The organism is Acidipropionibacterium jensenii, assembly GCF_005890135.1.
Lineage (GTDB): Bacteria > Actinomycetota > Actinomycetes > Propionibacteriales > Propionibacteriaceae > Acidipropionibacterium > Acidipropionibacterium jensenii.
In genome coordinates this window covers 1,242,567-1,257,406 of the sequence record NZ_CP040635.1, presented here as the reverse complement: position 1 = coordinate 1,257,406, position 14,840 = coordinate 1,242,567, and the positions used below count along the sequence as shown (strand labels likewise).

Annotated in this window: 9 protein-coding genes; 6 read left to right on the top strand and 3 right to left on the bottom strand. The window is 69.6% G+C overall.

The features are described from left to right. Positions 1 to 251 precede the first annotated feature (251 nt). Genes FEZ32_RS05465 through FEZ32_RS05455 form a run of 3 tightly spaced genes read left to right on the top strand, consistent with a single transcriptional unit; the run spans position 252 to position 4,691 of the window. Positions 252 to 1,289, top strand: coding sequence for a hypothetical protein (locus FEZ32_RS05465; protein ID WP_138680140.1), 1,038 nt, complete (start codon positions 252 to 254; stop codon positions 1,287 to 1,289). After that, positions 1,282 to 4,071: a multicopper oxidase domain-containing protein gene (locus FEZ32_RS05460; RefSeq protein WP_138680139.1), complete on the top strand. Its 2,790-nt coding sequence runs from the start codon at positions 1,282 to 1,284 to the stop codon at positions 4,069 to 4,071. Before FEZ32_RS05465 ends, FEZ32_RS05460 begins: the two co-directional genes overlap by 8 nt. Then, on the top strand, positions 4,068 to 4,691 hold the full coding sequence (locus FEZ32_RS05455) for a helix-turn-helix transcriptional regulator (protein WP_051238013.1): 624 nt from the start codon (positions 4,068 to 4,070) through the stop codon (positions 4,689 to 4,691). Before FEZ32_RS05460 ends, FEZ32_RS05455 begins: the two co-directional genes overlap by 4 nt. An 11-nt stretch (positions 4,692 to 4,702) precedes the next feature. Here the strand turns inward: FEZ32_RS05455 and FEZ32_RS05450 are convergent, their stop codons facing one another. Further along, on the bottom strand, positions 4,703 to 5,833 hold the full coding sequence (locus tag FEZ32_RS05450) for a 6-phosphofructokinase (RefSeq protein ID WP_138680138.1): 1,131 nt from the start codon (positions 5,831 to 5,833) through the stop codon (positions 4,703 to 4,705). Positions 5,834 to 6,015: 182 nt separating this feature from the next. Next, positions 6,016 to 7,479 (bottom strand): NAD-dependent succinate-semialdehyde dehydrogenase, encoded by a 1,464-nt coding sequence (locus FEZ32_RS05445; RefSeq protein WP_138680137.1) that lies wholly within the window; start codon positions 7,477 to 7,479, stop codon positions 6,016 to 6,018. Positions 7,480 to 7,585: 106 nt separating this feature from the next. On the opposite strand from FEZ32_RS05445, the gene FEZ32_RS05440 reads away from it, so the two are divergent. Both FEZ32_RS05440 and FEZ32_RS05435 read left to right on the top strand, forming a co-directional pair. Next, a complete protein-coding gene (locus FEZ32_RS05440) occupies positions 7,586 to 8,389 on the top strand; it encodes an ABC transporter ATP-binding protein (RefSeq protein WP_138680136.1) in 804 nt (267 codons plus the stop codon). Between the two features lie 154 nt (positions 8,390 to 8,543). Next, on the top strand, positions 8,544 to 9,821 hold the full coding sequence (locus FEZ32_RS05435) for an ABC transporter permease family protein (protein WP_175415733.1): 1,278 nt from the start codon (positions 8,544 to 8,546) through the stop codon (positions 9,819 to 9,821). A gap of 36 nt (positions 9,822 to 9,857) precedes the next feature. Here the strand turns inward: FEZ32_RS05435 and FEZ32_RS05430 are convergent, their stop codons facing one another. Further along, positions 9,858 to 11,282, bottom strand: coding sequence for a phosphoglucomutase/phosphomannomutase family protein (locus FEZ32_RS05430; protein ID WP_097798126.1), 1,425 nt, complete (start codon positions 11,280 to 11,282; stop codon positions 9,858 to 9,860). Between the two features lie 361 nt (positions 11,283 to 11,643). Between FEZ32_RS05430 and FEZ32_RS05425 the strand changes: the two genes are divergently transcribed. After that, on the top strand, positions 11,644 to 13,803 hold the full coding sequence (locus FEZ32_RS05425) for an acetate--CoA ligase family protein (RefSeq protein WP_175415732.1): 2,160 nt from the start codon (positions 11,644 to 11,646) through the stop codon (positions 13,801 to 13,803). Positions 13,804 to 14,840 lie beyond the last annotated feature (1,037 nt).

Genomic DNA, 14,840 nt, shown 5'->3' with positions numbered 1-14,840 from the left:
CTCCTTGTCTTGGACATCTGTGGAGGTCCTGACGACCTGCACCTGCTCGGCGCGGCCGCCCTGACCTGTTGTCGTTCTCACCCAGTTGCAACACAGGGTCGCCGCCGACTATTCCGTGCCCACCGGACCGGCCCGGGTCCGGCGTGTCGATCCCGGGGCGTCGGCGCTTGTCGGCGGTGATATTTTGTGACGAGTCGGTCAGCGAAAAGGAGAACCGGTGTCCACCCTCAGCCGCCATCGCGGCATGGCTCATGGTCGGCGCCGGAATCGGCCTCCTGTGCGGGCTGGACGGCGCCCTCATCCTGCTGGGGGTGTGGTCCCCGGTGCTCTCGTCACGGCTGGCGCTGTGGCACGGCCCCTTCATGACGCTGGGATTCATCGGCACCGTCATCTGCCTGGAACGGGCCGTCGCGCTGAACCACCGGGCCGGATACCTCGTCCCGCTGTCCTCGGGCCTGGGGGCGGTGCTGCTCGCCAGCCCGGCGCCGGTGCCCTTCGGACTGAGCTTCCTGGCGGCCGCCCAGATCGGCCTGCTCGCCCTCTACCTACCGCTGTGGAGACGCAGTCGCGACGACGCCACCGTCATCCAGGCGGCCGGCGCGCTGTGCGCCTGCGGGGCGGCCCTGCTGCCGCTGAGCGGAGCCACCGTCGCCTCGACGATCGGCTGGCTGTCCTGCTATCTGGTGCTCACCATCCTCGGGGAGCGACTCGAGCTGTCCCGGCTCACCATGATGCGCAACCGGTTCCTGCCGGGCTGCGCGCTGGCCCTGCTCGCCGCCCTCCTCGTCCAGGTGGCCTCCCCCGCCCTCGGCTGGCCGCTGTTCGGCGCGGTCCTGGTGGTGATGGCGGTGTGGCTGGTCCGCAACGACGTCGCCCGGGCGGGGATCCGCCGCGGCGGCCAGGCGGCCTTCATCGGCGGAATGCTGATGATCGGCTACCTGTGGCTGGCGGTCGCCGGGATCATCTGGCTGGTGGCCGGCCCGCTGGAGTCCGGACCCGGCTACGATGCAGCCGTCCACGCCGTCTTCCTCGGCTTCGTGCTGGGCATGATCCTCGGCCACGCCCCGATCATCCTTCCCGCGGTGCTGCGCGTCCGGCTCGACTGGTCGGGATGGTTCTGGCTGCCCGCGGTCCTGCTGGAGGTCTCCCTCATCCTGCGTCTGGGCGTCGGCGACGGCCTGGACCGCCCGCTCGCCGTCCAGCTCGGCGGCTCGCTCAATGTCATCGCGCTGCTCAGCCTCATCGCGGTCGTCGTCACCCATGTCCGTTCCAGGAGGTCCCATGCCTGAGATCAGCCCCCGTCCCGCCGACGCACCGGGGAGCGCCCCCGGCGGCACCTCCGGCGCACGGCCGCCCCGGACCGGCAGGAGCGCCTGGCACCGCAAGGCCTCCCGGCCGGTCTCGCTGTGGCTGATGGGTCTGGTGGTGGTGCTCATCGCCGGACACTGGATCCCGCAGTCCCGCTGGCTGCTGGTGCACATGGTGACCCTCGGGGTGGCCACCACCTCGATCCTGGTGTGGGGCCAGTACTTCACCGAGTCGATCCTCCACGAACGACTCGGCGAACCCGACCGGCGTCGCCAGGTGATCCGCATCAACGCACTCAATGTCGGCGTGCTGGCCTGCTGCGTAGGCATGGTGGGTGCCTGGCCGTGGGTCGTGGTGGCCGGCGCCACCGTGGTCGGGCTGGCGATGTGCTGGTACGCGATCGACCTGGGTCTGCAGGTGCGCCGGGCACTGCCGGGACGGTTCGACGCGACCGTCCGGTTCTACTCGACGGCGGCATGTCTGCTCCCGGTCGGTGCCGTCTTCGGGGCCATCATGGCCTTCTCCCCCGCCGAACCCTGGCGGACCCGACTCCTGCTGGCCCACCAGGGGGTCAACATCCTCGGCTTCGTCGCGATGACGGCGGTGGGCACCCTGGTGACCCTGTGGCCCACGGTGCTCCGCACCCCGATGGCCCCCCGGCAGGACCGGCACGGCCGGATCGCCCTGGTCATCATGATCGCCGCCGTCCTGGCGGTGGCCACCGGATCCCTGGGCGGATGGTGGTGGCTGACCGCCGCCGGGGTGCTGATCGAACTGGTCGCCGTCATCATCGTCGGCGTCGACATGGTCCGCTGCGCCTCCCGCAAACCGCCGCGCGACTTCCCCGGCTACTCGATGGCGGCGGCTATCTGCTGGCTGGCGGTGTGGCTGTGCTGGCTGGCGTGGACCCTGCTGACCCGGCGCGACCACCTCCTCCAGGAGGACATCACCGCACTCACCGTGCCGGTCGTGCTGGGGTTCATGCTGCAGCTGCTGATCGGGGCGATGAGCTACCTGATGCCGATGGTGATGGGCGGCGGGCCCTCCATCGTGAGAGCCACCAACGCGAAGATGCACACCCTGGGAGCGCTGCGCGCCACCGCCGCCAACGCGGGGCTGGTGGTCTGGGCGCTGTCCATCGGGACATGGACCTCCCGGATCGGACTGGGCCTGGCCGTCCTCGCGATGGCGGGGTTCCTGCCGGCGATGCTGGCGATGGTCAGGACAGGAGTCACCCTGCTGCGCGCCAAGAGGGCGGGAGCGGCGGGTTCGGTGCACCCGGTGGCGGGTTCGGCGGGTGAAGGGTCGACAGATCACTCGCCACATCACCCCTCGGAGCCCCGCGAGGACGAGAAGGCCAGTTCCGCGAGTGAAACGTCCACCTCAAGACCCACCATCCCCGCGGCAACCGCCCCGGCCGGCCGCCGATCCTTCGTCGAGGGAATGGTCGGCCTGGGCGCCGCCCTGGGTGCGGTGGCCGTGGGCCGGCGGCTAGACGGCACGCCCAGTCTGTCGGGCCCGGGCCTGTCGGGCGCCGCCGCGGTCGCCCCCACCGGTCGCACCACGACCGTGTCGGTGACGATGAAGGACATGCACTACCACCCCGCCACGGTCGACGTGCCGGCCGGCAACCGCCTGGTGATCTCGCTGACCAACGCCGATCCCGACCAGGTGCACGACCTCTACCTGGCCGGAGGGGCGCACTCCCCCCGGCTCTCCCCCGGCCAGAAGGCCACCGTGGACGCCGGCGTGATCACCGCTGCCACCCCGGGGTGGTGCACCATCGTCGGCCACCGCTCGATGGGGATGGAGCTGGAGGTGAGGGTCAACGGGGCCTCGGTCGGCCAGGGATCCGAGTCCCCGGCGGTCGGCACCGGACGCCGCAAGGTCGACCTCAGCCAGGCGCCGGGGCGCGGCTTCACCACCCGTGACGCCCGGCTTCCGAGCCTGCTGCCCGGGCGCACCCACCCGATGACGCTGACCGTCACCGAGTCGGTCCAGGAGGTGGCACCGGCCACCACGATCCACGCGATGACCTACAACGGCCGGGTGATGGGGCCGGTGATCCACGCCCGGATCGGCGACACCATGAACGTCCACCTGGTCAACCGGGGCACGATGGGCCACTCCATCGACTTCCACGCCGGGATCGTCTCCCCCACCCCGAACATGCGCACCATCGCGCCGGGAGCCTCGCTGGACTACCGGTTCACCCTGCCGAGGGCGGGAGTCTGGCTCTACCACTGCTCGACGATGCCGATGAGCTCCCACATCGCCGCCGGGATGTTCGGGGCGGTCATCGTGCCCCCGCGGGACCTGGCATCGGCGGACCGCGAGTACGTCCTCGTCCAGTCGGAGAGCTACCTCGACGCCCGCAACGGGGCCGAGGTCAATGCCGACAAGATCGCCGCCGAGACCCCCGACCTCACGATGTTCAACGGCCACGCCAACCAGTACGTCTTCGCCCCGCTGACGGCGAAGGTCGGGGAGCGGGTGAGGATCTGGGTGCTGGCGGCCGGACCCAGCCGCGGCATCTCCTTCCACGTGGTCGGCACCCAGTTCGACACCGTGTTCAAGGAGGGCGCCTACCTGCTGCGCCCCGACAACCCCGAGGGAGGCGGCGCCCAAGCCCTCGACCTGTCCTCCGCCCAGGGAGGATTCGTCGAGATGACCTTCCACGAGCCCGGGAAGTACACCTTCGTCAACCACTCCTTCGTGGAGATGGAGCGAGGGGCCCGGGGACTCATCGAGGTGACGGCATGACCAGCCTCACCGATCCGGGAGCCGACTCCCCCGCCGGGCGGGTCACCGAGGCGCTGAGACGCCGCGGCGGAACCGCCTCGGCCAGTGAGGTCGGGGCGGATCTGGGCCTCCACCCCTCCACCGCCCGCTTCCACCTGGACCGTCTGGTCAACCAGGGCAGGGTCCGGGTGAGCCGCGAGAGACGGGCCACCAGAGGGCGGCCGCGCACCATGTTCACCCTGGAGCCCGATCCGATCGAGGGCCCGAGGTCCTACCAGATGCTCGCCGAGGTCCTCGTGGCCAGCCTGGCCCGGCAGTCGGACGGCCCCGAGCGGGCGGCCCGGGCGGGCGCCGAGTGGGGACGCCACTTCACCGGACAGGACGTCGTGGCACTGCTGGCCGAGGTGGGGTTCGCGCCCTCACCCGATCCGGACCACGACGATCGGATCGCGCTGGGGCACTGCCCCTTCATCGATCTGGCGACCGATCACCCCGAGGTGGTCTGCCCCTTGCACCGCGGAGTGGTGGAGGGGGCGGTCGGCCACCCGGTGACGCTGGAGGCGCACCCGGGGGCGACCTGTTTCATCGATCTGGACCCGACCCTCAGCTCCGGGGCCTCGAGAACCCCCGGAGGACGCTGAGCCCGGACGGATCAGCCGTCGCCGAGGTTCGTCCCGACCTCACGGGCGGCTTCCACCCAGGGGTGGTCCAGCGGCACGTACTTCACCTTGCCGCCGACCTCCTTGAGGGGGACGGTGCCGGTGCCGGTGCCCTTCGCGGCGACCATGATCCCGAACTCGCCGTCCTGGACCACCTGGGCCCCCTTGGTCCCCAGCCGGGTGGCCAGCAGCCGGTCCTGGGCACACGGCGTCCCGCCCCTCTGGACATATCCCAGAATGGTGACCCGGGAGTCCAGTCCGGTGGCGGCCTCCAGCTGGCTGGCCAGTTTGAAGGTGTTGTCGCGCATCGAGCGCTCGAGGTCCCGCTTGGCCTTCTTGGCCGTCTCCCTGGTGGAGGGGTTCCTGGTCTCGTCGACCAGAGCCTGGGCGCCGGACAGGGCGAGGGCATCGGTCTCGTCACGAGCCCCCTCGGCGACCGCGATCACCGAGAAGCTCAGCCCCTGCCTGCGGCGGGCCTCGACCGCGTTGACGATCGAGTCGATGTGGTAGGGCAGCTCGGGCAGCAGGATGACGTCGGCACCGCCGGCGATCCCCGATCCCAGCGCCAGCCATCCGGCCCGGTGACCCATGATCTCGGCGAGGATGATCCGGTGGTGGGAGTGGGCGGTGGAGTGCAGCCGGTCGATGGCCTCGGTGGCGATCTCCAGGGCGGTCGAGAACCCGAAGGAGTCGTCGGTGCCGACGATATCGTTGTCGATGGTCTTCGGCAGATGGACGAGGTTGAGCCCCGCCTTGGACAGCTTGTTGGCGTTGCGGGCGGTGCCGCCACCGCCGAGGGTGACCAGGGCGTCCAGGCCGAGCTTCTCGTAGTTCTCCACGATGGTGGGGATCATGTCGCGGGTCTCGCCGTCGACCAGCATCCGGTTGACCTTGTCGCGGCTGGTGCCCAGGATCGTCCCGCCGATCGTGAGGATCCCCGACAGGGCCCGGCCGTCCAGCTTCATGTAGCGATTCTCGGCCAGCCCGCGGACGCCGTCCAGGAAGCCGACGAGCTCCATGTCGAACTCGCGGATGGCGGCCTTCCCGAAGCCGCGGATGGCAGCGTTGAGGCCCGGGCAGTCACCACCAGCGGTAAGAATGCCGACCTTCTTCTTCTTGGGCATGGACCCCTCCTGTCTGTCTGGCGGTCATCCTGCCATGTCCGGGCCCCGGCGTCAGCGCGCCGGGGGTCCGGCTGCGGATCTGCGGCCGGCCCGCTGGGCGACCTGAGGTCCTGGGTCGAGGGCCACGTCCAGGCGAGCTGAACGGGCCCCCGACGGGGACTCCTCGGATCAGAAGGGGCGGATCAGGACGGGTCGGGAAGGGCCACGTAGATGGTCTCCAGGAACTCCTCGATGCCCTGGTAGGACCCCTCGCGTCCCAGACCGGACTCCTTGACGCCGCCGAAAGGCGCCGCAGCATTGGAGAAGACGCCGATATTGGCGCCGATCATGCCGGTCTCGAGCTTGGCGGCCATCCGCTGGATGCGGTCGACGTCGCGGGTGTAGACGTACCCGGCCAGACCGACCGGAACCGAGTTGGCGATCGCCAGGGCCTCCTCCTCGGTGGAGAAGGTGGTGATCGGGGCGACCGGCCCGAAGATCTCGGTGGTCATCACCTCGGCGTCGGGGGCCACCCCCGAGATCACCGTCGGCGGGTAGAAGTAGCCCTTCCCGGAAGGCATCTCGCCACCGGTCAGCACGGTGCCGCCGGAGGCCTTGGCCGACTCGACCAGACCGTGCACCTTGGCCCGGTCGTGATCGGTGATGAGCGGTCCGACCTCGCTGCCCTCGGCCATCCCGTCGCCGACCGTCAGGCCGGACATGTACTTGGTGAACTTCTCGGTGAACTCCTCGGCCACCGACTCGTGGAGGATGAACCGGTTCGCGGCGATGCAGGCCTCGCCCATGTTGCGCATCTTGGCGCCCTTGGCGCCCTCCACGGCGGCGTCGACGTCGGCGTCGTCGAAGACGATGAAGGGGGCATTGCCGCCCAGCTCCATCGAGGTGCGCAGCACGTGCTCGGAGGCCTTGGCGAGCAGCCCCTGGCCGACCGGGGTCGAGCCGGTGAAGGACAGCTTGCGCAGTCGCGGATCCGCCAGGATCTTGTCGGTGACGTCGTGGCTGCGGCCGGTAATGATGTTGAGCACTCCGGCGGGAAGACCGGCGTCCTGCATCACCTTGGCGAAGAGCATGGTGGTCAGCGGGGTGGCCGAGGCGGGCCGGATGATGACGGTGCAGCCGGCGGCCAGGGCCGGGCCGGCCTTGCGGGTGGACATCGCCAGCGGGAAGTTCCACGGGGTGATGAACAGGCAGGGGCCCACCGGACGCTTGGTCACCAGCTGGCGGACCTTGCCCTCGGGCAGAATGCCGTAGTCGCCGCGGATGCGCACGGCCTCCTCGGAGAACCAGCGGAGGAACTCGGCGCCATAGGTGACCTCGCCGTAGGCATCGGCCAGCGGCTTGCCCATCTCGAGGGTCATCAGGCGGGCGAAGTCGTCGCGGCGCTCGGTGATGAGCTCCCAGCCGCGGCGCAGGATCTCGCCTCGCTCCCGAGGGGCGGTGGCCGCCCAGGCGTCCTGAGCGGCAACGGCGGCATCCAGGGCGTCGATGCCCTGGAGGGGGCCGGCGTCGGCGATGGAGGTGAGGACCTCCTCGGTGGCGGGATCGATGACGTCGAAGGTGCGGCCACCATCGGCATCGACCCATTCACCACCAATGAACAACTGGGAGGGAAGATCTGATGGAAGCGAACGGTCAGCGGTCGTCATGTCCCCCACATTACGACTCCGGTTCGGCAGTCATTCCGTCGGATGACGGCAGAACAGTCCCGGGGAATGATTCGCGACGACATTGGCTCCGAGCAGGCTGTGGGTCATGTCGAGCAATCCGCAACCGCAGACCATTGACCGCCCCCGCCCATTCCTGAACAGCCCTGTGGCGACCGGCCCGGTGACGACCAGCCCAGTGGCGACCGGGGCGCCGCCGCTGATTGTCGCCGACCGGCTGGTGAAGTCCTACGGACCCACCCACGCCCTGGTGGGGGTCAGCCTGACGATCGCCGCCGGGTCCTCGGTGGCGATCATGGGCCCCTCCGGATCGGGCAAGACCACCCTGCTGCACTGCCTGTCGGGGATCCTGCCGGTCACCTCCGGTGCGATCGGGCTGCAGCTGCCGAGCGGGCAGATCCGCCTCGAGACCCTCGATGCCGCCGGGCGGGCCCGGCTGCGCCGGGAGCACCTCGGATTCGTCTTCCAGCAGGGGATGCTCGTCCCCGAGTTGACCGCGGTGGAGAACGTCGCCCTCCCGCTGATGCTCAACGGCGTCCCGCGGGCGGCCGCCGAGAGGCAGGCCGAGGAATGGCTGGTGGCGTTGGGCCTGCCGGGTCTGGGGGAACGTCGGATCGGACAGCTGTCGGGAGGCCAGGCCCAGCGGGTGGCGATCGCCCGCGCCCAGGCCATCGACCCGGCCCTGGTCTTCGCCGACGAGCCCACCGGCGCCCTGGACAGCGCCACCTCGGTCGACGTGATGACCGCCCTGCTGCACTCGGTGACCGGCCGGGGACGCACCCTGGTGGTGGTGACCCACGACATCAACGTCGCGCGGTGCTGCTCGCGGATCCTCACCCTGGCCGACGGCCGGATCGTCTCCGACCAGCAGGTGACGGGAGGACGTCGATGACCACCGGCCTTCCGAACCCTGCTGAGAACCCGACCCCTGTCCACTACCCGTCCCCGCTCGAGATGCCCGGCGCCGGTTCCCTGCGGTCCACCGCCGCGATCTGGCCGATGCTGGCCCGCCCCCCCTGGCCGACCGGCGCTCCTGGGGGCTGCCGGTGACCGCCTTCGCGGTGATCGCCACGATCACCCTCGACGTCATCGCCGGTGCCGCCGTGTTCTGGCGGATCCCCGGCCAGATGAGCGTCATCTACCGCGGCCTGTCGGGGCTGGCGGCGGTCCTGCTGGTGATGCCGCTGGCGACCCTGGCCTCCTCGGCGGCCCGGCTGTCGGCCAGACGCCGCGACGAGCGGCTGTCCTCACTGCGTCTGCTCGGCGCCCGGTCGGGCACGCTGCGACTGCTCACCCTCGCCGAGGCCGGTGCGCACGCCCTGGTCGGGTGCCTCATCGGGATCCTGGGATACGGCCTGTCGATCCCCCTGCTGGGCCTGCTGCGCGTCAACGGATCCCGGATCGGGGCCTCCTCGCTGCTGCTCAGTGCCCCCGCCCTGGCCGGGGTCATCGGCGCCCTGCTGGTGCTGGCCCTGGCCAGTTCGGCGGTGAGCCTGCGCCGGGTCGAGATCTCCCCGCTGAGAGTGCGGATGCGTTCCACCGCCCAGCGCGTCTCGGTGGCGCGGATCATCATCGGCGTCGTCCTGCTGACGGTGGCGGCGTCGGCCGGGCGGATCGCACCCCTTCTTGGGGTCGGCACCGGACCGGTGGTGTCGATCGCCGTCGTCCTGCTGGCGATCGCGATCGGACTGGGCGTGATCTCCATCGTCGGGCCGAAACTGCTGGCGGTGTACTTCCGGTCCCGGCTGCGCAGGGCCCGGACCGCACCGGCGGTGGTGGCCGCGCGGATGGTGCTGGAGTCCCCCCGGGCCGCCTGGCGCCAGGTCTCGGCACTGGGCTCGGTGTGCTTCGTCGCGGTGGCCGGCGGCGCCGGCGTCGCCCTGATCGGCAAGGCCGGCAGTGCTGACGCAGATCCTGCCGGAGCGATGCTGATCGCCGACATCCGCACCGGGATCATCCTCACCATCGCTTTCGCCTTCGCGACGGTGGCCTGCTCGGTCGGCATCAACCAGACCTCGGCGGTGCTGGACCGCCGCGATGTGGAGGTCGGCCTGGATCTGGTCGGGATGACGATGGCCGAGCAGGAGCAGGCCAGACGCCGTGCCGTGCTGGGGCCGTTGTGGTTCGTGATGGCGGTCTCGATCGCCAGCGCGGCGATCGTCCTGATGCCCCTGGTGGGGGCGGCGCTGATCCTGGATCCGCTCACCATGGCGGTCACCGCGGCGGTGGTCGCCGCAGGGGCGCTGATGGTGGTCGGCGGGTTGCGGGCCACCCGGTCGACCCTGGCCGGGGTGCTGTCCGGCGGCCTGGAACGGATCGACTGAGTGGTTGAAGAGGGCCCGGGGCGACCCGGAGGCGGCTCAGCCGAGGTCGTACTTGTCGACCACCGCGTCGACGCACCGCTGGGCCAGGGCGGCGTCGGGCATCTCGCAGAACACCCTCAGCAGCGGCTCGGTGCCGGAGAACCGGACGATGAGCCAGCCGCCGTTGGAGAAGTAGACCTTGATGCCGTCCATGTCGGAGACGTGGTCGACCGCCAGGTCGAAGGCCGGCAGGTCCTTGTCGACGTAGATCCGCCTCCTCAGCCCCTCCTTGGCCTCCGGGGCGAAGGAGAAGTCGTCCTCCACCATCTCGAAACTGCCGTAGCGCTCGACGATGTCGGCGTAGATCTGGGAGAGCGGCTTGCCCCGCCTGGCGATCATCTCGACCAGCAGGGTGCCGGCGTAGACGCCGTCCTTGCCGGAGATGTGGCCCTTGACGGTCAGGCCGCCGGAGGACTCGCCGCCGATCACCGCACCGGTCTCGGCCATCTTCGCCGAGACCCACTTGAAGCCGACCGGCACCTCGTAGCACTTCTGCCCGTGGGCCTCGGCGACCCGGTCGAGCAGGTGGGTGGTCGCCAGGTTGCGCACGCACGGGCCCACCCATCCCTTCTCCTCCAGCAGGTAGGTGTACAGCAGCACCAGGATCTGGTTGGGGTGCAGGAAGTTGCCCAGGTCGTCGATGATGCCGAGCCGGTCGGCGTCCCCGTCGGTGGCTATGCCCAGATCGGCGCCGCGCTCGACCACCACCCCGGCCAGCGCCTTGAGGGTCTTCGAGTTGGGCGAGGGGAGCCGGCCGCCGAACAGGGTGTCGCGGCGCTCGTGGATGGTGTCGACGTCGCAGCGGGCGGTGAGCAGGATGGTCTGGAGGCAGGTCTTGGAGACCCCGAACATCGGGTCCAGGACGATCTTGAGGTGGGCGTGCCGGATGACGTCGAGGTCCACCTGGTCGAGGATCGAGTCGATGTACCAGTTCATCGAGGTCTGCACCCGGATGAGCCCCTGGTCGAGGGCCTCGGCGCGGGTGATGGCCCGCACGTCGTCGGCTGTCAGCCGGTTGACGTGCTCCTGGAGCGGACCGGTGACCTCGACCTCGGCGTCCCGGCCGCCCTCGGTGAAGACCTTGATGCCGTTGTAGATGGCGGGGTTGTGGGAGGCCGTGACGGCCAGCCCGTAGGCGCACTCCTTGTCGCGGACGGTCCACATGATCATCGGGGTGGGGGCCGGCCGGTCGATGAGGCGGACGTGGATGCCGTTGCCGGCGAGCACCTCGGCCGCCCACCAGGCGAACTCAGGAGAGAGGAAGCGCTGGTCGTAGCCGATGACGACCGGGCGGTCGGACACCTTCTCGTGGTGGATCCGGTCGGCCAGCCCCTGGGCCAGTCGCTGGACGTTGGCCTTGGTGAAGGTGTCGGCGATCACTGCGCGCCAACCGCCGGTACCGAACTCGATCTCATCAGCCATGTCACCGACGGTAGCCGTCGGCGCCCGCCGGCCACCACGACCGCTCGGTCCCGACGATCGGTTCGCGCAACGAGCCTGAGCGTTCCGTCTCGCGCCATTGCTGAGGTTGGCGCCCCGGAGCCGGGCCCCGACGTCGTGACCCTCGCGTTCAACCCTGTGATCCGACGCCTGCAACTTTGCATCAAATGTCCCATGACATTTTCCCTGTGGATCACCTGTTCATCGCTGATTACAAGTGCGTCCAGGGCGATTAAGAATACAACTCCGTGCCGGAATTATTGCCCGAAAACACGTCTGCTACTGTGGCAGCGGCGGGTTCCCGCGGGCTCGCCGGCAAATCTTTGACATGGAGGTCTCACCAATGAGTGGCGAACTGGATTGTCTGTTCACTCCGCACCGCGTCGCGGTTGTGGGAGCGGGCACCAAGCCCACCAACCTCGGACACATGGTTGTCCGCAATCTTCTCAATGGGAATTTTGACGGCGTCGTCTATCCCATCAATCCCAAGCACGAGTCGATCGGCGGCGTGCCCGCCTTCCCGAGCGTTCGTGAAACCCCTGAGACTCCCGATCTCGCCATCCTGTGCGTGCCGGCGGTCGGTGTTCTCGACGTCGTGAAGCAGTGCGCCGAGGCCGGCGTCAAGGGCATCATCTGCATGGCCGCCGGGTTCCGCGAGGTCGGCCCCGAGGGCCGCGCGATGGAGGACCACGTCGTCGACATCTGCCACAAGGCCGGGATGCGCCTGCTCGGGCCGAACTGCCTGGGACTCCAGGTTCCCGAGCGCCGCCTCAACGCCACCTTCGCCGGGCACATGCCCAAGCCGGGCAACATCGCCCTGGTCTCCCAGTCGGGCGCTCTCACCGCGGCCGTCATCGAGTGGGCCCTGGGCAAGGGGATCGGCTTCTCCAAGCTCGTCACCCTCGGAAACGCCGCCGACGTCGAGCTGGCGGCCACCCTGGACTACCTGGTCGACGACAAGGACACCCACGCCGCGGTCGTCTACGCCGAGTCGATCTCCGACGCCCAGGCCTTCACCGCGGCGGCCCGGCGGTTCACCGCCAAGAAGCCGCTGGTCATCTACAAGGCCGGACGCTTCGCCGCCTCGGCCAAGGCCGCCGTCTCGCACACCGGTGCGATGGCCGGCGCCGATGAGGTCTACAACGCCGCCTTCGAGAGGGTCGGCGCCACCCGGGTGCTGCGGATCTCCGACCTGTACCACACCATCGAGCTGCTGGCGGCCGACCGGACCGCCCACCAGCCCACCCTGGCCGTCGTCACCAACGCCGGAGGCCCCGGCGTCATGTCGGTCGACGCCCTGTCGGAGCGCGGCGGACGTCTCGCCGAGATCTCCCCCTCGACCCTCGACGCCCTCAACGAGGTGCTGCCGACCGCCTGGTCGCACGCCAACCCGATCGACGTCCTGGGCGATGCACCGGCCAAGAGGTACCAGGCCGCCATCAAGGCCGCCGTCTCCGAGGACGACGCCGACGGCATCCTGGTGATCCTCACCCCCCAGGCCATGACCGACATCCTCGGCTCCGCCGACGCCGTCATCGCCGCCGCGCAGACCACCGACAAGCCGGTGCTGGCGGTGTGGATGGGCGGCGGCGCCGAGAACGACAAGGCCATCGCCAAGCTCGCCTCGGCCGGCATCCCGACCTTCGATTTCCCCGAGAACGCCGTCGACGCCTTCGTCAACACCACCCAGTCCCAGAGCTACACCGACCGGGCCGCCGCGCCGGCCGCCGTCGCCGACGACTTCGCTCCCGACCGGGAGCGGGCCGCCGCCCTGATCGCCGGGGTGCCTGACTCCGGGCTGCTGCCCGAGACCGAGTCCAAAGAGCTCTTCGACGCCTACGGGATCCCGGTCGCACTGCCCCGGCTGGCCACCAGCGCCGACCAGGCTGCAAAGCTGGCCGACGAGATGGGTTACCCGGTGGTCGCCAAGATCGCCTCCCCCGACATCACCCACAAGACCGATGTCGGCGGCGTCGTCGTCGGTCCGAAGAACGCCGATGAGGTGCGGGCGGCCTACGAGCAGATCGTCGCCAACGCCAAGAAGGCCAAGCCCGAGGCCCACATCGAGGGTGTCGTCATCGAGCAGATGGTCGGCGCGGGCAATGCCGAGCTGATCCTCGGATCCACCCGGGATCCCTCCTTCGGCCAGACCATCATGGTCGCCGCCGGCGGCACCTCGGCCGAGATCCTCAAGGACTCCGCCCTCCAGCTGGCCCCGGTGGACGCCGCCCTGGCCCGCACGATGGTCGAGTCGCTGCGGATCTGGCCGCTCATCAAGGGCTACCGAGGCGCCGAGGGTGCCGACGTGGACGCCTTGGTGAAGGTCATCACCCGGTTCTCGACCCTGGTGGCCGACCACCCGGAGATCACCGAGACCGAGATGAACCCGCTGACGGTCTCCCCCTCCGGTGCGATCGCCCTGGATGCCCGGGCCGTCATCGACCGCGACGCCCTGGCCAACCCCCCGGCCAAGTACTCGCACCTGGGGATCCTGCCTGAGTGATCCGAGCTGTGTGGCTGGTCTTGATGGTCTGACTGGTCTTGGTGGCCTGACTGGTCTGGATGGCCTGACTGGCCTGGATGGTCTGAGCGCCGGGTGCAAGATGTCTTGCACCCGGCGCTCAGACGCTTCCTGGGGGTGGACAGCTGTCCCCCTGTCTGGTGGCTGTCCCCGTCGGTCAGCTTCTCCGCTTCGGTGGGTACGCCCGCCCGGTGGGCGTGGCAGCCGGGCCCCTCGGACGACGTCCTCACCGGCCCACACCTCCCACTGATCGACGGATGCAGGGAAAAGGCACGGATGCAGTGGAGCTCCACTGCATCCGTGCCTTTTGCCTGCATCCGTGGGATTTCGGCACCATTTCCCTGCATCTGTGACGGGGTTACCGACAGTTTTCCTGCATCCGTGGAGGTGCCCCGACAATTTGCCTTCATCTGTCGGGACAGCAGATGCCGGAGCGGTCATCTTCCTGCACTTGTGCGGACGTAGGAGTCTTCCGGCAGACGGTGGTGGAGCAGGTCCGGGTCAAGTCCGCTGCACCCGTGCCACTTCCCTGCATCCGTGAACAGGCACGCCAACCACTTCCCTGCATCCGTCGGGACGGCGACACCGTCGGACGGCAGTCGAGGGGCCGCGCCCCCAGATTCATCAGCAGTGCAGACCGTTCGACGTCACACTTGGTCTTCATCGCGCCAGAACACCGATCACCAGGCGGCCGACCGATCTGGTCGGCACCGCCACCGCTGCCATCCCCCCAGGACCGCGGTCCCGACTCGGACGGCGTCCTCGACGCCGCACACCCCCCACCGAGATCGACGGATGCAGGGAAAAGGTACGGATGCAGTGGAGCTCCACTGCATCCGTGCCTTTTGCCTGCACCTGTGGGATTTCGGCACCATTTCCCTGCATCTGTGACGGGGTTACCGACAGTTTTCCTGCATCCGTGGAGGGGACCCGACCACTTCCCTGCATCCGTGACGGGAACCCCGACCCCCCAGTTGTCCACAGCAGGAACCAACGCCCCGCGGGCCAGGCAAGTTGTC